This is a genomic window from Leisingera sp. SA215, assembly GCF_055902035.1.
Genome location: NZ_JBVVXU010000008.1, coordinates 114,288 through 132,757, shown reverse-complemented (window position 1 = coordinate 132,757; position 18,470 = coordinate 114,288). Strand labels below are relative to the sequence as shown.

Here is an 18,470-nt window from a genome sequence, read left to right as displayed (position 1 = left end):
CAAATGCGCCCCGGATCCGTTCGAGCGCTGCGGTACGTCCTTCAACCCTTCCACTATGGCCCAGGGCGGCGGGGCTTTGCGCTGCGAGAGGTCAACCCGGCGCCGATTGCGCCATACCCGGCTGACCACGTCCTTTCTGACGGCCCCTTCGAACAGGCCGGACAGCGCCCGCTTGACGCGTCGGATTCTGGTGCCGGCCAGGCAGTTCGCCGCACTCAGCGCCTCGGCCTTCTTCGTCAGCCGCTTGCAGCGCGGCAGCGCTTTCGAGCGCCATTTGGCGACCGGGCCCGCATCGTCCTCAATTCGGGCACGCGGAAAACGCACCGTTTCGTTGCCCAATTTGCCGGTCAGCTGCCGGTTGCGGTGACCGTGGCAGGATCCCTTGGCCCGTTCTTCGCCGCGGCCAGAGCGGAGGCGGCCAGGAAATTCGGCCCGTTCCTCTTCTAACATCGCCGCGATGGCGACGTAGACATTACCCCGAAGGCGATCCTCAATCGGATCATATCCCGAGGCGTCGGACAGTGGCGAAAGGGACGAGCTGCCGCTATCCTGCTTCCTCGCGTGATCTCCCTGGCGGTTGCAGCCGCCGGTTGGCTGGGTGTCAGTTCACTCGGAGATTACCCCACCTTCATATTCCCACCACTTCCGAGACACGCCCCATTAACGTTGCGTATCCCGCCGGACGCCGACGTGACGAGAGCCGCGGCCCTGGTCCGGGTTTTGCGGGCAGTATTGTGATTGCCGCAGGTCAACGGCTGCCGACTGTGATTGCGGCCAAGCCCATGGATTTTCGCCGCGGCCACGACGGGCTGGCCGCGGCAGTTCAGAACGAGCTGAACCCTGATCCGCATTCCGGCCTGACGGTGTTCTTCCGGTCAAAGCGCGACGACAGATTGAAGATCCCGATCTGGGATGGGACAGGTCTTGTTATGGTCTGCAAGCCGCTCGAATCCGGAAGCTGTGTTTGGCTGCAGGTTCAGAATGGTGTGATGCGGCTTTCGCTGGCGCAGTTTAAGGCCTCGTTCAAGGGTTTAGTTTGGCGCCGGGTGATGGCGCAGCGGGGTTTGCCTCCAGCTGCGGCGGGTGATGGCAAGGCGGCTCAAGAGGCGGTTCAGGCGGTGTTTTGTTGCGCGGTTCTGCTGGGGCAGGTCGAAAAGCGCATGTCGCAGCCGTTCGATCTCAGCCCGTTTCCGGATTTGCCGCCCGAAGCTATCGAAGCCTTTGAGACGCAACAGGCTGCGCTTGACGCTGCCCGGGTCGCCACCTGCATCGAGCATGCCGCGCGGGAGCATCATCAGGCTGATGCGGCGGAAAAAGGCGCCCTGGTTGCCGTTCTGACAGCGCTGGTTGAGACGCTGGAGAAACAGATAGGACTGCCGGCACAGGACAGTCGGCCCGAAACCGGAAAGGCTTGGCCCGGATCAGCTGGCGCTGGCAGGTCTGGAAACCGCCACTACGGGGACCCATAGGCTGGTATCGCCTTCAAAGAGGTTACAGCCGGCCAGCAAAACCCGGCGAAGGACGCGAGTCCCGGTACACTGCGGCAGCCACGCAGCGACTGGCTGGATTACAGTGCGGCCCGCTACCATATCACCGTCACGGTCCGGCCCGAATACGCCTGCCCCAAGGGGCTGAAAGCCAAAGCCCCCGCGCATCGTCCGTAAAACAGCTGGTTGACCGGATGGCGGCGCTGCTGCTGAAAGGCAGCACATGGCTTTATGCCGGCGAAACCACCGCCCCGGTTCTGAACCCGGGCTGCGGCAACTCAAAAACCGGAGACTTCTGGGCGGTGTTGCGGGATGACCGGGGGAAAACCGGCCCGCACCGCCTGGTGCCGTGTCTCACACCCGTCCCGGCCGCAAAGGGTATGCCTCCGGCGAAGGCATAAAGCGCTGCAATACGGGCCAGGGCTCTTGTTCACGTCTGCTCATGCTGACCTAACGGACGACAAACTCTGCATGCAGTGCACCGGCTGCTTTCAGGCTTTTGAGGATATCGATCATGTCCCGCGGCGACACGCCCAAGGCATTTAGACCTGCCACGACTTCGGATAGCGAAGTTGTCTCCGGCACTTCAGCAAGTTGGACGCCCTCTTCTTCTTCAATTGCCGCACCGGTGCGCGGAACGACAACCGTTTCACCATTCGCAAAAGGGTTAGGCTGTACCACCAGCGGTGTTTCTTCAATCCGCAGAGTGAGGTTCCCTTGGGCCACGGCAACGCGTGAAATCCGCACGTCGCTGCCCATAACAATCGTACCGGAACGCTGATCCACCACAACCCGTGCCTTGCGCTGTGGTTCAACCAGGATGTTCTCGATCCGGCCCACCGCGTGTGCCGTCGAGCGGGTGTTTGTGCGCTTGATATCAACTTCGACAGTTCCTGAATCCCGCATCAGGGCAACGTTGCGGCCGAACTCATCGTTGATCGCCCGTTCAATCCGGCCGGCCGTGGTGAAGTCCGGTTCCCGCAAGGCCAGACGCATGGAACTGAGAGAGGACAGATCAAAGCCGATCTCACGTTCGACCCGGGCACCCGAGGGGATCACACCTGCGGTTGGAACCCCCTGGGTTACCCTGGCTGCGTCGCCTTCAGCAACCGCTCCGCCAGCCAGGATTGTACCTTGCGAAACCGCATAGATCTGACCATCCGCAGCATTCAGCGGTGTCATGATCAGGGTGCCTCCCAAAAGGCTCTTGGAATCCCCAATGGCCGACACCGTTACATCAATAGTGCTGCCGACCCGGGCAAAGGGCGGCAGCGTGGCGGTTACAAAGACCGCAGCAACGTTTTTTGGCCGGAACTGCTCGCCGGTCACATTGACACCAAGCCGCTCCAAAATATTGGACATGATTTCTTCGGTAAATGGCGAATTCCGCAGCCCGTCACCGGTGCCGTCCAGACCGACGACCAGGCCGTAGCCGACCAGGTCGTTGCCGCGGACGCCATCAAATTCAACCAAGTCCTTGAGACGGATAGTATTTGCCTGCGCCACTGCGGGCAGCAGGAACAGGCAAGCGAAAAGAAGGCGAAGGAATACCAGCATCAGAGATAATTCAACAGTGAGAGCTTCGAGCTGCGCGATGTGATCGTATAAAGACCTTCAAGCTGCGTTTGCGCTTCTTCCAGCCGTGTATAGGTTTCATAAGGATCGGCTGAAACCAAGTTGTTTTTGACAATGCTCAGGCTGGTTTTCGACGCCTCATTGCGGGTGTTCACCGCTTCAAGCTGGCCTTCGATAAAGCCGACATCCGCTTGCAACTGGATCAGCCTGTCCACACTGTCTGTAAGCTCGGTGCTGGCCTGGCGGACAATGTCGACTTTCACATCATCCGTCAAACCGAGACTGGGTTCATCTGCCAATGCTGTAATGACGTAACTCTGCAACGCATGTTTGAGATTGCCGTCATCAGCACGGATGCCCAGCGTAACCTGTTCACCCTCGCCTACGGTGACAGGCTGCAGCGAAGTGCTGGAACCGTTGTACATGACAGTGTCGAACCCAGCTGGATCATCAAACCAGTCCTTCACGGCTTGAATGATGTCATTGCTTGCCGTCAATCCGGAGACCTCAGTGAGGATGGAACTCATGAGGGTGCCTGAGTCATTCAGCGGCTTGGTATCCGTCGCGGTGCCCGAAAAGATTGCCCGCCCGCCAACAGATGCATTCAACAAGCTGATTGCACTGGATAGTCTTTGCTTGGCCTGGCTTCCGAACTGCTCTGCGTTTGCCACATCAATGGCAGGTGACAGTGACAGGATGTCATTCTGCATCGCTTGGACCTGGCTCTGGACCTTATCAAGGCTGCCTTGGGTCGTGGTGGCAAACAACTGCACTTCGCTATTGGCGACCATATAGCTGTCCAGCCGGTTTAAAGTGTTTTCGAGATCCGCCAGATAGGTGAAGTCACCGCCCAACCGCTCGGTCAGGTTAGACAACTTGCCGGTAGCAAACTCTTCGGAGAGCCTGGTTATATTCTGCTGCAATTCTGCATTACGGCTGCGGAGAAAGAGGTGCTGCGCCATATCACCATAGGAATTCAATATCATGCGTCAGATCCTCAATAGTGTGTCCATAAGTTCGTCGACAACGGTGATCACCCGGGCATTGGCCTGGTAGTATTTTTCGACCAGCATCAGGTTTTGCAATTCAGCATCTGTATCCACTCCAAGCCCCAATTCCGCTTGGCTCAATTCGTTGAAACTGGCAGCAGCAAAGGTTGATGCGCGTGACGCGATTTCATTGTCCTGTGCAAACCGCGACAACAGGTTCGCACTCAGCGTCGAGGCTGTCATGTTTGCTGTGCCCAGCCGGGCCGAAGATACTGTCCGGGTGGTGTTCAGCGTATCAGAGTATGCCTGCAGCAACCTGGATTCACCTGGGTCACCCTGACCTGCTGCATAAAGGCCGTCGCGGAACCGCCATGTCTCTCCGGTACCGTCCAAAGCCACCAGGTCATTCAATTCGATCCGGTTGGAAATACCGACGAAGTTTGCCGGATCATAGAAACCGCCATCATCCGTGAAAATGCCGGCGTCGGTGACGCCAATGGTGGCATCCAGTGCTGGATCCTGAAACCGCTCGATCAGATCGGCAGCCATTGTATCAAGATCCTCCTGGGCTTCCACCGCAGTTACATCCCGGATTTCGAACTGGGCCGTAAGCTTGCCGCCCCGCAGTGGTCCGCCCGGGCTGGTGTCAATCACCTTCCCGTTGACCTCGAGACCGGAAATCAGTGCATTGCCCAGTGTCATGTGCGGCATGATATCCCGCGACGGAGTAAAGCTCAGCTCGGACGCCTTGCCGTCCAACAGCATGACCCCGCCGGTCGAGTAGAGCGACACCTGGCCATTATCACGCCGGACAACATTGACTGGAATGATTTCGTTGACCTGATCAATCAGTTGATCCCGCTGGTCATGCATCGCTGCGGCATCCATGCCACCGGCTTCTACGACCGCAATGCGGGCATTCAGTTTTTCGATGTCCTTCAACGCCTGATTCACGGTTTCGACCTGAGAGCCGATCGCGCTATCCGCACTGATCCTCAGATCCCGCAGTCCTTCCGCCGTACGGGAAATCGAGTCGGCCAGAGAATTCGCCTTCACGGCGAGATCATTCAGCCTTGGCTGTGAGTCCGGGCGAGAGACCGCCTCAATCAAAGAAGACTCGAAAAACGATAGATTCGAAGCCAGTGACATCTCATCATCAACCGTGCCAGCCAAACTGGACATCCGGCCGTAGAAATCAGACTGGATCCTGGCCGCACCGTAGTCTGCCTCGGCCACTCTGCGGTTGGTGATCAGAACCGGGTCATTGATACGCTGTACATGACCGACCCGAACGCCGCGAAGGCCTGCACTAGGGCTGTTCAGATCCAGCACCCGGCGCGTATAGCCAGGTGTCAGAGCATTGGCCAGATTGTCCGAAACCACTTGCGAGGACCGGCTGGCCGCGTTCAAACCGCTCATCGCGCTGTTAAGGGCGGAAAAAATAGACATGTTCAGCCTGCTTTCGTGAAGCCAATGTCAGGGGGCATCAAGCGCGTTAGCGCTTGATGTTGGTGGTTTCCTGCAACATTTCGTCGACGGTCTGGATCACCTTGGCGTTCGACGAATAGGCCCGCTGGGTCTGGATCATGTTCGTCAGTTCAGTTGCCACGTCGACGGCGGACTCTTCCAGAGCATAGGTCAGGATTTCGCCGGTTGGCCCGTCGCCTGCATCCCAAAGGTAGAAATCGCCTGCCTCATCGGTCGGCACATAAGTCTGTGAATCCAGAGCCCGCATGCCGTTGATGTTGGAGACATCCGCCAGCGGCACCTTGTAGATCACCCTGGTATCACCGGAATCATACTTGGCGATGACTTCACCGGTTTCGTTGACTTCGGCAGACACAAAGGAGCCAACGGGAGTTCCATCCTTTTGGGTGGTGCCTGGGACGAACTCCTCGCCCAGCTGGCTCATACCGTTCTGCTCACCGTAGACGCCAATATTGATCTCGATCGGCCCGCCAGCCACGGTGATAGTCACCGAACCGGCAGCAGCGTCATATGCACCACCAGTAGTGGTGGCAACGTTTTGCAGGGACCCGGCCGCGGTTGAGCTGCCGTCGAAGGTCAGCGTGTATTCGCCGATCACCGTCGCACCTGTTGCGGAATCAACGATCTCCATCGTCCATTCATTGGTGCCGGTGGTCGCGGGCGGAGTTGCAACAGTGGGGGAATAGGTAATCGTCAGCTCTTCAGCGCGCCCCATGTTGTCGTAATAGCGCACCACCTGATCTTCCGGCGTGCCATCCGCACCAAGATCGGTGGCCGAAGCCGGCAAGTTCGCAGTGAGGCTGATCTCGGTTGTCGGTTCCGCCGACAAGCGGTTGAGGTCGATCAGGATCGGCTCCAGCGAATCACTGCTGTCGCGGGCAGCATCCGATACGGTGCCATCGGCATTGGCCGGCCAGCCCATCAGCGCCAGCCCCGATTCGGTGGTCAGGTAGCCGTTGGAATCGGTCCGGAACGAACCCGTGGTGGTCAGCATCATCGACGGGCTTAAACCCGCTTCTATTTCCGTGACCGAGGCCACAGGCAGCATCCCGCGACCGCGCACCGCAAGGTCGGTGGCGTTATTGGTGGTGATCATCGGCCCGCGCTCGTCGATCAGGCGCACATTGGTCGTGCGCACACCACCGGCCGAATAGGTACCGCCTGAATTCGACAAGACCATGGAATGGAAGTCTGTTTGAACCCGCTTATACCCGCGGGTCGAGGAGTTGGCGATGTTATCGGAAATGGAAGCCAACCGGCTGGCGTTGGCGCTCAATCCTGAAACACCCGCGTTCAGCGACGAAGAAATGGTCATAGCGCGCCTTTCTGCTGCATCTAATCATTCTGGATACAACAGCTAGCTCAGGAGCGATTAACGGGCGGCTAACAGAAAAAATATGTCTTATCCGCTAGCCGCCTACCGCAATGTTTTCAACAACTTACTTGCGCAATAGGATGATTTCAATTCGGTCATTACGGGCTGCCATCGGGTTACCGACCGCCAGCTTTCGGTCGGCATGGCCTGTCACCCGGTGAATCCGGCCTGCAGCCAGACCGCCCGATTCGAGCAGCGTGCGTGTTTTGTCGGCTCTGTCATGAGACAGCTCCCAAACCGGGTTCTTTGCCAGCACAACCGGATGGGAACGAATGTGACCGCCGATGGCTACATTGCTGGTAACACTCTCCGACACCCGCGCGATCATCCTGACCAAATCCCGGAACAACGGTGTTGGCTCATCCGCACCCTCATCAAACAGCGGTATGTCTTCTGTGGCAAAAAGTTCGATGATCAGCCCTTCGTCAGTGACCCTGGTCACAATATGGCGGGCCATCGCAACCGTCACCATGCTCTCGCCGCCACGTCCAGACAACTGTTCTTCGATGGCGCGGAACTTGGTGTCTTCATCCTCACGCTGCTCATCAGTTTCAACGCCGGTTTCTCCTTGCGCCTGCTGAGCGTCCGTCGGATTGATATCCGTTGCCCCGGTGCCGGATTGCGGCTGAATTTCCTCGGTGAACATGCTGTCACCCTGAAATGCACCATTGCCGCCGCCGGAGACCCGGCTTAGCGGAATTGACGGCGAGAAGTAATCCGCCAGCCCCTTGCGTTGTTTTTCCGTCGTCGCGTTCAGCAGCCACATCAGCATAAAGAAGGCCATCATCGCGGTCACGAAGTCGGCATAAGCCACTTTCCACGCGCCGCCGTGATGGCCATCGCCACCACCTGATTTTTTCTTCTTGATGATAATGGGCGCCACATTGCTTTGTGCGCTCATATCCACCACCACTATTTTCACCCATCTCCGGGATAACAGGCGGCACGTTAAACTGGACTTAACAATTAAACTTGCCGGCAGTTCGAGCCTTGGTAAGCCAGTTGCCCGCGACGACCGGCGCCAATGCCCCGGAGGTAAATGCGCACCTGAAAATCCGTTTATCTCGACACCGAATAAACCTATCAAAAGTTGATCAAAAGCAACCAGCGCAATCGGGCCAGGTGCTAGTGCCACAAGCACGGACTGTTGCCCCGCCCTTCGTGCTTGAGCACGGACAGGTTGCACCGGGCGAACCGCGCGTGGTCGAATTCGAGATGAAGACCGTAGACAAGGAAATCGAGGTCGACCAGAGCGCCGATCCTCAGGGCATGACCTTTAAGACCTCCATGCCGGTTCCAATGATGATGCTGCACGAGGGCAACTATGTTGAGCTGACCCTGATCAACCCACCAGAGAACATGCTGCAGCACAACATCGACTTCAACACAGCCGCCGGAGCAGATGCGGCAAGCGGCAGCGCTACGTCCTTGCTCAGCGCGATGCCCAATGGTGAAGGGTATCAAAAGGATGCCTCGGGACGGGCGGGAGCACCTAGCCTTGAGATCAAGAGGCCCGGCTGTAGCGCACCCCTTCAGGCGCATGCGCATCAAAGCAGCTGGCGATGATCCGGGTCAGCGGCCGGCCATCTGGCAAGATTTCCAGCGCTCCCTCATCCAATTGCACCAGATCACCGAACCCGGCGATGATTTGCGCCAAGTCTGCATCCAGAGTTGCCGCCAAAGTGCCAAAACGCTGTTTGAGCCCTGCCCGGTTCAGCCGGAACTCGCACATCAGCATCTCGATGGCGCGGCCACGCATCAGATCTTCCTCACTCATCACATGGCCCCGAGCACCGGCCAGATGGCCTCCCTCGACCCTCTGCACATATGCAGGCGTGGCCGGCGCGTTCTGGATGTAGCCCCCGGCAAAGCGCGAAATCGACGATGCGCCGAATCCGATCAGCGTTGGGCAGGAGTCATCGGTGTAGCCCTGAAAGTTGCGGCGCAGATGCCCGGTGCGGGCCGCAGCCTCCAGCCCGTCGCCCGGCTTGGCGAAATGGTCGATTCCAATGGCGGCAAAACCCGCCGCGTGGAATTGTTCGGCTGCCAGCCCGGCCAGATAATAGCGTGCCCGATCGTCCGGCAAGGTCTTTTCGTTAATCAATTTCTGCCGCTTTGACACCCAAGGCACATGCGCATAGCCAAACAGCGCAAGCCGGTCCGGATCCAAAGTCAGTACTTTCTCCACAGTATCCGCCATCCGCTCAGGTGTCTGGTGCGGCAGGCCATAGACCAGATCAGCGTTCAACGAACTGACCCCCGCCGCGCGCAGATCCTCAACACAGGCCATGGTCACGTCATACGGCTGTTCCCGGCCAATGGATTGCTGCACCAGCGGGTCGAAATCCTGGATGCCGATGCTGGCGCGGTTCATGCCTTCTTCCGCCAGCGCTGCGATCTTGTCACAATCGACCATGGTGGGGTCGATTTCCACTGAGAACTCCCAGTCTGCGGTCTGAGGAAACACCGCCTTCACCGCCTGCGCCAGCCGGTGGATCAACACAGGCGGAAGAATTGTCGGGGTGCCGCCGCCCCAATGCATCCGCCCCATCCGCAAGCCTTTGGGCAACAGCGGTGCCACCAGCTTCAGTTCCTGCTCCAGCGTGCCGATATAGCTTTCCACCGGGCTTAGCGTCTGAGTGCCTTGCGTGCGGCAGGCGCAGAACCAGCACAGACGCTCGCAAAACGGGATATGCAGGTAGACTGAAACCGGCACATCCGGATCCAGCGCCTGCAATTCGTGGGCCTGATCCGCCTCGCCGACGGCTGCAGTAAACACCGGCGCGGTCGGGTAAGAGGTGTAGCGGGGCACCCGGCTGTCGAACAGCCCAAGGGCTTGGAAGCGGTCAATCTGTTTCATGACTTTGGTATGCCCCTATTTCAGCCCCTCCTCTTTGCGCAGGATCAAACCCAAAGCCCTTTGGACACCTGTTGGGATGTCAGGAGCAATTTGTACAACTCACTGATTTAATGTGTGAAAACTGTAAACCTAAGAAACTTTATGAAATTCGGCGTCTACGTGCATTTTCCGTTTGACGCTCGTAATGAACCACCTTATACGCCGATCCCACGACACCTGCCCAGGTGGCGGAATTGGTAGACGCGCTAGCTTCAGGTGCTAGTGTCCGTATGGACGTGGAGGTTCGAGTCCTCTCCTGGGCACCATTTTCCCGATATTCTTGCGCGCTTCTGTTTTGCATCGGTATCTACCGGCTCCCGAAAACTGCGTGCTGTTCTCCTCAGAGCCCGGAAAGAGCGGCAGGTGTACTGCCGCTCTGTGTTATAAAACCATCGTCAGCTCGACTCTTTGACCGGGTCCTGTGGTGTCTGCTCCTGATCAGGCTCCAGAATCTCAGCCTCTTCCACCGTTTCTGATGCCTTATCTTCCAGTGCACCAGTAATCAGCGGCAACATATGTGCTGCTGCAAGACTGGCCACTTCCGGAGTTTCCGGCCGCTTCCAGGACAGAGTGTCAAAACTGACGCAATGCTCGCACACCGGTGCCCATTCCGCGTGGATGTGATTGCAGCTGTCGCAGACCCATTGCGGCCCGCGCGGGGCGGTCAAAGCCCTGGCCAGCCAGCCCTGAACAATCTTGTCACTGGCACCTTCGCCGCGCTCGATCGCAGCCATCAGCGTCAATCCGCGGGCGTCGGGCGCCCGGACGGCAAGATCATTCAGCCACCGGCGGGCTTCGGGGAAGTCTTCGGCGACGATGTTAAGCTCAGCCATTACCAGCCGGGTCTCGTCATCCTGCGGTTTGAGTCGGGCCAACTGCTCAAAGCGTTTGACGCGCTCCACGGCGCTTTCCTCCGGCTCAATTTCGGCAAAGGCATGGGCCAGATCCGGGTGCGGCTGGCTCTCCCAGGACTTCTTCAGCAGCCGGGCTGCGGGACGTTTTTTGCCCTTAGAGATATAGGCACGGGCGGCCATAGCCGCGGCCGGCACAAGGTCGGGCGACAACCGGTTGGCCTCGATCGCCTGTTCCTGCTGCTCAACCGTTGCGCCTTCATCCAGGATCCCCTTGGAAGCCGAAAGCGCCAGCACCGCATCGCGGCGTTTAAAGACATCGCGCGGCAGGGTGCCAGTCTTGAGCTTCGTGGAGAGTGTTCTGCGGGCACCAGCCCAATCCTCGGCCTGCGCCTGCAGGCGCAACAAAGTATCCTGCACTTCTTCATGTTTGGGACGCAGAGACAGCGCTTTTTCAGCCAGCTGCAGGGCTGTCTCTGTATCACCTTCGGACAGTTTCTGCTTCATAATTCCGCGCACACCGACAAAACGGGTGGGCTGGTTCGACAGCAGCCGCTTGTAGGCTTCGGCCGCTTTGCGGGTGTCGCCGCTCATCTCTGCAGCCTGTGCCACCAGAAGATCGGTCAGGTCCGGTTTTTGCAGGTATTTCTCGGCCCGCGCCGCCTTGGCCAGCGCCAAACGCCCCTCACCGGAGGCCAGCGCCATCAGACCATCGGCCAGCGCTTGATAACCTTTGCGCTCGCGCCCCTTGTCCCAGTACCGCGACAAGGCGGTCTCATCGCCATTCAAGAAGTGCAGCGTGGCAACCAGCAGCGACAGCAGCTTGAGCAACAGCCAGACACCAAAGACAAGCACGCCCAGCGCAATTACCGACTGCAGCGCGCCCAGAGTATATTCAGTGCCGGCAACGGTGATCTGCACCCCGCCGCCAGTGTCCATTAGCAGATCCGCGCCAAATGCCAGAAGCGCGACAATCGCGACGAAAACGAGGATCTTCAACAACGACCAGAGCATGGCGGCTTCCTTATTTGGCTTGCAGGCTTTGGGCCAGATCAGTGGCAGCAGTCACGGCTGCAACCCGCTCACTTGCTGCGGCTTCCCAGCTGGACAGGGCAGTTCGGGCAGACGCCGACAGGGCAGATAGCTCTGCCAGCGCGTCCTGCAACTTGCCGGCTGCCACCGCCGCTTCGGCACGGGACAGGACTGCATCCGCGTCGTCCCCTTCGCGCGGGGTGACAGAGCGGGCACCCAGATGGCGGTTCACGTAATCAAGCAGACCACTGCCTGGCTTTGTGTCCTCCCGGGCGGCGGCCAGTGCCTCGCGTGCTGCCGGAACAAATCTGTCCCGCAAAGCAGACAGCGACGCAACTCCGCTCTCTGCCGGTCCGGACAACCCTGCCGGAACATCAACACCGAGGCCCTCAAGCTCCTGAACGCTGGCAGCATAACTGTTTCCGTTATCCAAGGCTGAGCGCAGCTGCGCCAGCTGCGTCTGTGCGCTGGCAATCCGAGCGGCCTCGGCACTCGCTGCATCCATCGCCTGGGCGTCCGCCAGCATCTTTTCAACCTCGGAACGCTGCGCCGCAAGGCTGTCCCGGAGCTTGCCCAGCTCGGTTTCAAATGCAGTCACAGCTTCGGGAGAGGCGCCTTCCGGCGGCCGGGTTTCCAGCGCTGCAACACGGGAGGCCAATGCCTCCAGATCTTCACGCATGGCCGTATCCGGTGTCTGTGCCGTTTTCAGCGGTTCTATGTCGGCGGCAAGGGCTTCGATCTGCGCAACAAAGGGTGACAGGTCCGGGGGCTGGCTGGCCTCAACCTGCTGCTTCAGTGCGGCCAGAGACGCCCGCAGGTCCGACTGGCCGGTTTCCAGAGCCGTCATGTCTGTTCCCTGTTTTTGCAGCGATGCCGGCAAAACACTATCAAGCCAGCTGCCTTGGCCAGCAATAAACCCAAGGACTGCAGCCACGGCGCCGCCCAAAACAGCTGAACCGAAGCCGCCGCGCCTCTCCACCACCCGTTCGATTCCGCGGGGTGGCTCTGCCTGAGCACCTGGTTCCGCCGGTTCAACGGCAGCATTCCCTTCCGCAGCCGCCTCCCAATCAGAAGTCTCGGTCTCGGTCTCGGTCTCGGTCTCGGTCTCGGAAACTGACGACTCAACATCCTTAGACCCGTCAACCGCCTCGGCGGCGCTATCGTCAGGCACATCCTGTACATGCGCTTCCGCAGTGTTCTCAACCGGCTGGGAGTCACCGGGGCCAGGCTCAATCACGTCTTCCGGATTTTTCTTGTCAACCACGCCGGCCACCCCCTCGATTCCTAAAATGCATTTCTGCGAACACGCCGGACCCTACTCTGCGCGCCTCTTGCGCTCAAGCCGCGACAGCTGTGCTGCGGCATCAAGAACCGCCTCCGACATGGCTTCGGCACTTGGCTCCTTACTTACGCGCAACACCTTGCAATTCAAGCTTTTCAAAGGCCCAGCGACAGCCCCGCTCAGCGCAATCAGATGCAAATGCGCAGCATCCCTGCACAGACTGGCAAAATGACACGCCGTTCTGGGTGAAAAAAGCGGCACGATCACATCCGTTTTCGCAGAAAGCGCGGCTTGCGCCTCCACTGACAACGGTAGAAGAACCTGATTGTACACAATTTGCGCACTGCAGGGGATACCGCCATCGGTAAGCCGTTGTGCAATCCTGCCCCGGGCGTGGCCGCCCCGAAGATGCAGCAGCGGTGCTTTCGGCGGCTTTTGCAGCAGCCTACCGACCAATTCATCCGCGCATTGCCCGAGACTGATCGCCTGCCAGCCGGCGTTCACCGCAGTCGCGGCGGTGCGCTCGCCGACACAAAAAGCCGGCAGACGGACAGCAGTTTCACGTGAAGCGGCTTCCACCCCGTTGGCCGAAGTGAAGATCACGCCTTTCACGCCGTCCAGGCTGACCATTGCCTGTATCGGCCGGATCTGCATCAGCGGTGCATAGATCACTTGCAGCCCAGCACGTGCTTCTTGAGGCAGTCCGGCCACAAACCGCTCTGCCGCTGCCAGCGGGCGTGTCATCAGCAAAGGCACCATCACGGAGCTCCCGGGATTGTTTGCAAGCCGCTTAGGTGGTAGCCCCGGCGGCAACGCGATGCAACGGTAAGGCTATGACAAAGACTCTGACCATTCTTGGCCTGGAGAGCAGCTGTGATGACACCGCCGCCGCCGTGGTTCGGCAACCGGAGGGCGCGCGGCCTGAAATCCTGTCATCAGTCGTGTTCGGCCAGACCGAACTGCACAGCGCCTTTGGCGGCGTGGTGCCTGAGATCGCCGCCCGCGCCCACGCCGAGAAACTGGACATTTGCGTGCGTGATGCGCTGGCTGAGGCTGGGCTGGCCTTGACAGACATGGATGCGGTTGCGGTCACCGCAGGTCCCGGGCTGATCGGCGGGGTGATGTCAGGCGTCATGTGCGCCAAGGGGATTTCCGCCGCCACCGGCCTGCCGCTCGTGGGTGTGAACCATCTGGCGGGCCATGCGCTGACGCCGCGGCTGACAGATGGCATTGCCTATCCCTACCTTATGCTGCTGGTCTCCGGTGGGCATTGCCAATACCTGCTGGTGCGCGGGCCGGAGGATTTCACCCGCCTCGGAGGTACCATCGACGACGCTCCGGGCGAAGCGTTTGACAAAACCGCCCGCCTGCTGGGTTTGCCGCAACCAGGCGGACCCGCGGTGCAGGCGGAGGCGGAAAGCGGCGACCCCGAGCGGTTCCGCTTCCCGCGGCCGCTGCTGGACCGGCCGGATTGCAACCTGTCATTCTCCGGCCTGAAGACCGCACTGATGCGGATGCGGAATCAGATCGCGGCGGAAAAAGGCGGCCTCACCCGCCAGGACCGCGCCGATCTCTGTGCCGGGTTCCAGGCCGCCGTGGTTGATACGCTGGCCGAGAAAACCAGCCGGGCAATCCGCTTGTACTTGGAAGTGCAGCCAGCCCGGCCAACTGTGGCTGTCGCCGGCGGGGTGGCGGCAAATACTGCTATTCGCACCGCATTGGAGATTGTTTGTGCCGAGGCTGGAGCGGCTTTCACTGCCCCTCCGTTGCGGCTTTGCACCGATAATGCGGCGATGATCGCCTATGCCGGTCTGGAGCGTTTCAAGGCAGGCGCGCGCGATGGCCTGGACCTGACCGCCCGGCCCCGCTGGCCGCTGGATCAAAGCAGCCCTGCGTTGATCGGATCGGGCCGCAAAGGGGCAAAAGCATGAACATTTCGGTGTTGGGATCCGGCGCCTTTGGCACCGCTTTGGCCATTTCCCTGGCAGGCAACGGGCCGGTGACCCTGTGGGCACGTAATGCCGTAAAGGCTCAGGCGATGCAGGACAGCCGCCGCAACGGGACCCGCCTGCCTGGTGTGGCGCTGCCGGGAAACCTTTCCGTCACTGCGGATATTGCCGAGGCCTGCGATTCCGGCGTGCTGCTGCTGGCTGTACCTATGCAATCACTGCGTGGCACTCTGGAAGATCACAAGGTCAACCTGGCCAGAAAGACGATTGTCGCCTGCTGCAAGGGCATTGAGCTGGACACCGGCCTTGGGCCCATTGCCGTCATTCAAGAGGTCCTCCCCCAAGCCGCTGCGGCATTGCTGACAGGGCCGAGCTTTGCTGCGGATATAGCCCGTGGCTTGCCGACCGCCCTGACCTTGGCCTGCCGCGAGGCGGATCGGGGCAAGGAGCTTCAGGAACAGCTAACGACAACCAACCTGCGCCTGTACCGCACAACGGACACCATTGGAGCCGAGATTGGCGGCGCTTTGAAGAACGTGATGGCGATCGCCTGCGGCGCGGTGATCGGCGCCGGACTGGGGGACAGTGCCCGCGCGGCACTGATGACCCGAGGCTATGCCGAAATGCAGCGGATGGCGCTGGCCTGCGGTGCAAAAGCAGAGACGTTGGCCGGACTGTCAGGCCTTGGTGATCTGGCGCTGACCTGCAGCTCCGACCTATCCCGCAACTACCGTCTTGGGCTTTCAATCGGCCGGGGGGAAGAGTTTGATTCCAGCATCACGGTGGAAGGTGCGGCCACATCGCGAGCTGTCGCAGAACAGGCCCGAAGGATGAATTTGGACATGCCGGTGACAGTCACGGTAACCAATTTGCTCGATCAGCGCTTGACGATCGGCGAAGCGGCGGCACATTTGTTTAAAAGGCCATTAAAAGAGGAATAAAATGCTCATCGCATTGATCGCCCGCGACAAACCAGATCACCTGCAGACCCGCCTTGATAATCGGGACGCGCATTTGGCCTATATCAACGACACCGGCGCCGTGGCACAGGCGGGTCCGCTGCTGGATCAGGATGGCAATATGGCCGGTTCCCTGGTTATTCTGGACGTCGAAGACATGGCAGCCGGCGAAGCCTGGGCAGAAAGTGACCCCTACAACAAGGCGGGCCTGTTTGAAGCTGTCGAATTGATCACCTGGAAGAAGGTCATCGGCTGATGCGTTACTGGCTGTTCAAATCCGAACCCTCGACCTGGAGCTGGGAAGACCAGCAGGCCAAGGGCGACACGGGCGAGGAATGGGACGGCGTGCGCAATTACCAGGCGCGCAACTTCATGCGCGACATGAAGATCGGCGACCGCGGCTTCTTCTATCATTCGCAGAAGGAGAAATCGGTGGTCGGCATCGTCGAGGTCTGCGCCGAGGCGCATCCGGACAGCACCACTGAAGACGACCGCTGGGAATGCGTCGACATCAAGGCGGTGCGCAGCTTTGTGACCCCCGTCAGTCTGGACCAGATCAAAGCGGATCCGCGGCTGGAGGAGATGGTGCTGGTCAGGAACTCCCGCCTCTCGGTGCAGCCGGTGAGCGAAACAGAGTGGACTGCCATCTGCGCGTTGGGGCAGACAGATCCCGGCTGAACTGACAGTTTGCTCCTTTAGCAACTTTACGCCGTGAGGAGAGCAGCATGGAATTTCTGAGTGTGATCGTGGCGGCTGCGGCGGCTTTTGCGCTGGGGGCCGGGTATTACAGCGCCCTCGCCAAACCGTGGACTGAAGCTGCCGGTGTCGAATGTGATAAAGACGGTAAGCCAAAAGGCGGGCAAAGCCCGGCGATCTTTGCGTTGGCTTTTGTGCTGCAACTGATCGTTGTTGGCATGATGCGCCATGTTTTCACTCTGTCCGGCATTGAGACCCTTGGCGCGGGCCTGGTTGGCGGCGCCGGCATCGGCTTGTTCTTCATCAGCCCCTGGATTGCTTTGAACAACATGTATGGAATGCGGCCAATGAAGCTGACGCTGATCGATGGCTGCTATGCGACGCTGGCCTGCGCAGTTGCTGGCTTGGTGCTGTGTCTGTTCTGAATTGAAAAAGGGAAGGACCTGAGGACAATCAGGACCTTCCCTTCCACCCCGCGTGCTCCACTATCCACCACACGCGTTTGAAAATCTGGTACCTGGCCGTCCTGGCCGGTGTCTTAGGTATAGGCTGCACCGGAATGATTCCGCAAAGCATTTACCTAGACAATGCAAGCTAATTTAAAAGCGCTCGGGTGTTTCACCCATTTGTACCACATGCACCAAGCTACCGACTGGATTGAGGGTTCGTACCGGTTCCAATATCGGCATCTCCGAACCCTAGATCATCCAAGCGCAGACACAGAAACGCGCCGAGATACTCGTCCGGATCAAGCCTTAAGAGGCGCAGACCGCGCAAGCCAAGCACGATCTGGCCCATTTCAATGCAATGATGGAGTTGTTCGCTGCTACAGAACGGCAGTGCGCCCGCTGCATGGTCAGCCTCGGGTTCTTCATGACGGGTAAAATCTCCGGAATTTGCGTCTGCCATCTCAATGTTGATGGGAAGATAACGACGCGGAAGTTGGCGAAGTACGGCCCCGACGCGGAGCCTTCCGCTGCGATTACGTTCCCCATTCACTTTCAAATCAAGCCTTGGTGCATTTGCTACCTAAAACAAGGGTAATCGACAATTCATCCTTAGACGTGTCTCCGTTCACATCCGGCTTCAGCGGCACAGAATCTGATCTCGGCTGCGGGGGCGCCGCACCAAGAGACGCCCCCGCAATTGCTTTACATGTAGTCACCGAGAACGACTTCGCTCTTCACCGGTTCAATTGCGCTTTCGTCAATTTCCGGCATCGCTTTCAACTGTGATTCTGACTGCGCGGTCAGCCGCAGCTGGCCGTTTTTTGTCACCTCGAATTCGGACAGGGGAATAGCAACCGAATGTTCCCCCAAGCCAAGAAATCCGCCGACTCCGATCACGCCGGAAAGCTTGTCGTCGTGAACGACCACATAGTCGATTTCACCAACGTCAGCGTCAGATGCGCTCAGCACATTCTTGCCGACAAGATCGCCAACGGTCATGGCACGCAGCTTCATTTCACCTTCGGCTGCGGGAAGCGACGGCGAGTTGGTTGATTCTGCGGTCTCGCTGATATTCGTGCCAGCAACCGGCTCGGTGCCTTCGCCCCCGTCACGCGACGGCGACTGATCCACCCCGGCTGATGCACCGGCGGGATCACTATCGCTGGCTTCCGTGACAGACTTGGTGTCGCCAACTTCTTCAAGGACGGTGCCGTCCCCTTCGTTGCCGCGGGACGGAGACGTATCGACACCGGCAGATGCGCCAACAGAACCGTCGTCATTGGCAGCAATGACCATCTCCGCTTCACCGCCTGAAGAAACACTGTTGCCAGCCGCGTACCCGGCGCCTGCAATGAGCGCAGCAGCGGCGGCGGTCAACATCATACGGGCGCTCGGCTTCATTTCGGTCTTCATGAGAATATCTCCTCAGCATTAAGTTG

Annotated in this window: 18 protein-coding genes, 1 tRNA gene and 2 pseudogenes; 9 read left to right on the top strand and 12 right to left on the bottom strand. The window is 59.4% G+C overall.

Annotated elements, in window-relative coordinates:
• Positions 1-108: 108 nt before the first annotated feature.
• Positions 109-522, bottom strand: a pseudogene (locus AC0KW6_RS10925) (transposase); the annotation flags it as partial.
• Between AC0KW6_RS10925 and tnpB the strand changes: the two are divergent.
• Together tnpB and AC0KW6_RS10915 are read left to right on the top strand one after the other, a co-directional pair.
• Positions 522-1,469, top strand: coding sequence for an IS66 family insertion sequence element accessory protein TnpB (gene tnpB, locus AC0KW6_RS10920; RefSeq protein WP_474034885.1), 948 nt, complete (start codon positions 522-524; stop codon positions 1,467-1,469). The pseudogene AC0KW6_RS10925 and the gene tnpB overlap by 1 nt on opposite strands.
• Before the next feature lie 75 nt (positions 1,470-1,544).
• Positions 1,545-1,881: pseudogene (locus AC0KW6_RS10915) on the top strand (IS66 family transposase); the annotation flags it as partial.
• Between the two features lie 56 nt (positions 1,882-1,937).
• Here the strand turns inward: AC0KW6_RS10915 and AC0KW6_RS10910 are convergent.
• The 5 genes from AC0KW6_RS10910 to AC0KW6_RS10890 all read right to left on the bottom strand — a co-directional run bounded on the left by AC0KW6_RS10910 (position 1,938) and on the right by AC0KW6_RS10890 (position 7,815).
• Positions 1,938-3,044 (bottom strand): flagellar basal body P-ring protein FlgI, encoded by a 1,107-nt coding sequence (locus AC0KW6_RS10910; protein ID WP_323776988.1) that lies wholly within the window; start codon positions 3,042-3,044, stop codon positions 1,938-1,940.
• On the bottom strand, positions 3,044-4,048 hold the full coding sequence (locus AC0KW6_RS10905) for a flagellin (RefSeq protein ID WP_323776990.1): 1,005 nt from the start codon (positions 4,046-4,048) through the stop codon (positions 3,044-3,046). The genes AC0KW6_RS10910 and AC0KW6_RS10905 overlap by 1 nt, the downstream gene beginning before the upstream one ends.
• Before the next feature lie 3 nt (positions 4,049-4,051).
• Positions 4,052-5,500, bottom strand: a complete 1,449-nt coding sequence (gene flgK, locus AC0KW6_RS10900) for a flagellar hook-associated protein FlgK (protein ID WP_323776991.1) — start codon at positions 5,498-5,500, stop codon at positions 4,052-4,054.
• Positions 5,501-5,546: 46 nt separating this feature from the next.
• Entirely contained in the window at positions 5,547-6,854 is a 1,308-nt protein-coding gene (locus AC0KW6_RS10895; RefSeq protein ID WP_323776993.1) for a flagellar hook protein FlgE, read from the bottom strand.
• A gap of 124 nt (positions 6,855-6,978) precedes the next feature.
• Positions 6,979-7,815 carry a flagellar motor protein MotB gene (locus AC0KW6_RS10890; RefSeq protein ID WP_323777002.1) on the bottom strand — a complete coding sequence of 279 codons (837 nt, stop codon included), beginning with the start codon at positions 7,813-7,815 and terminating at the stop codon, positions 6,979-6,981.
• Positions 7,816-8,114: 299 nt separating this feature from the next.
• Here AC0KW6_RS10890 and AC0KW6_RS10885 point away from each other — a divergent pair, with 299 nt between their 5' ends.
• The gene (locus tag AC0KW6_RS10885) at positions 8,115-8,480 is read left to right on the top strand and encodes a hypothetical protein (protein WP_323776995.1); all 366 of its coding nucleotides are present in this window, start codon (positions 8,115-8,117) and stop codon (positions 8,478-8,480) included.
• Here the strand turns inward: AC0KW6_RS10885 and hemN are convergent.
• A complete protein-coding gene (gene hemN, locus AC0KW6_RS10880; protein ID WP_474034884.1) occupies positions 8,419-9,774 on the bottom strand; it encodes an oxygen-independent coproporphyrinogen III oxidase in 1,356 nt (451 codons plus the stop codon). The two genes, AC0KW6_RS10885 and hemN, sit on opposite strands and share 62 nt — an antisense overlap.
• 218 nt (positions 9,775-9,992) lie before the next feature.
• Here hemN and AC0KW6_RS10875 point away from each other — a divergent pair.
• A tRNA-Leu gene (locus AC0KW6_RS10875) sits at positions 9,993-10,079 on the top strand.
• A gap of 129 nt (positions 10,080-10,208) precedes the next feature.
• Here AC0KW6_RS10875 and AC0KW6_RS10870 read toward each other — a convergent pair.
• The 3 genes from AC0KW6_RS10870 to AC0KW6_RS10860 are packed head-to-tail and all read right to left on the bottom strand — an operon-like array spanning position 10,209 to position 13,722.
• A complete protein-coding gene (locus AC0KW6_RS10870; protein ID WP_323776999.1) occupies positions 10,209-11,678 on the bottom strand; it encodes a heme biosynthesis protein HemY in 1,470 nt (489 codons plus the stop codon).
• Positions 11,679-11,688: 10 nt separating this feature from the next.
• Positions 11,689-12,960: a COG4223 family protein gene (locus AC0KW6_RS10865; protein ID WP_474034883.1), complete on the bottom strand. Its 1,272-nt coding sequence runs from the start codon at positions 12,958-12,960 to the stop codon at positions 11,689-11,691.
• Positions 12,961-13,011: 51 nt separating this feature from the next.
• Positions 13,012-13,722 (bottom strand): uroporphyrinogen-III synthase, encoded by a 711-nt coding sequence (locus tag AC0KW6_RS10860; protein ID WP_474034924.1) that lies wholly within the window; start codon positions 13,720-13,722, stop codon positions 13,012-13,014.
• An 89-nt stretch (positions 13,723-13,811) separates the two neighbouring features.
• Here AC0KW6_RS10860 and tsaD point away from each other — a divergent pair, with 89 nt between their 5' ends.
• The 5 genes from tsaD to AC0KW6_RS10835 are packed head-to-tail and all read left to right on the top strand — an operon-like array spanning position 13,812 to position 17,007.
• The gene (gene tsaD, locus AC0KW6_RS10855; RefSeq protein ID WP_323775560.1) at positions 13,812-14,909 is read left to right on the top strand and encodes a tRNA (adenosine(37)-N6)-threonylcarbamoyltransferase complex transferase subunit TsaD; all 1,098 of its coding nucleotides are present in this window, start codon (positions 13,812-13,814) and stop codon (positions 14,907-14,909) included.
• Positions 14,906-15,868 carry an NAD(P)H-dependent glycerol-3-phosphate dehydrogenase gene (locus AC0KW6_RS10850; RefSeq protein WP_323775559.1) on the top strand — a complete coding sequence of 321 codons (963 nt, stop codon included), beginning with the start codon at positions 14,906-14,908 and terminating at the stop codon, positions 15,866-15,868. The genes tsaD and AC0KW6_RS10850 overlap by 4 nt, the downstream gene beginning before the upstream one ends.
• Before the next feature lies 1 nt (position 15,869).
• Positions 15,870-16,142, top strand: coding sequence for a YciI family protein (locus AC0KW6_RS10845; RefSeq protein ID WP_323775558.1), 273 nt, complete (start codon positions 15,870-15,872; stop codon positions 16,140-16,142).
• Positions 16,142-16,564, top strand: a complete 423-nt coding sequence (locus AC0KW6_RS10840; RefSeq protein ID WP_323775557.1) for an EVE domain-containing protein — start codon at positions 16,142-16,144, stop codon at positions 16,562-16,564. Before AC0KW6_RS10845 ends, AC0KW6_RS10840 begins: the two co-directional genes overlap by 1 nt.
• A gap of 47 nt (positions 16,565-16,611) precedes the next feature.
• Positions 16,612-17,007, top strand: a complete 396-nt coding sequence (locus tag AC0KW6_RS10835) for a DUF1761 domain-containing protein (protein ID WP_323775556.1) — start codon at positions 16,612-16,614, stop codon at positions 17,005-17,007.
• Between the two features lie 220 nt (positions 17,008-17,227).
• On the opposite strand, the gene AC0KW6_RS10830 is transcribed toward AC0KW6_RS10835, so the two are convergent.
• Positions 17,228-17,491: a hypothetical protein gene (locus tag AC0KW6_RS10830; RefSeq protein ID WP_323775555.1), complete on the bottom strand. Its 264-nt coding sequence runs from the start codon at positions 17,489-17,491 to the stop codon at positions 17,228-17,230.
• 242 nt (positions 17,492-17,733) lie between these two features.
• Positions 17,734-18,444 (bottom strand): PRC-barrel domain containing protein, encoded by a 711-nt coding sequence (locus AC0KW6_RS10825; RefSeq protein ID WP_323775554.1) that lies wholly within the window; start codon positions 18,442-18,444, stop codon positions 17,734-17,736.
• Positions 18,445-18,470 lie beyond the last annotated feature (26 nt).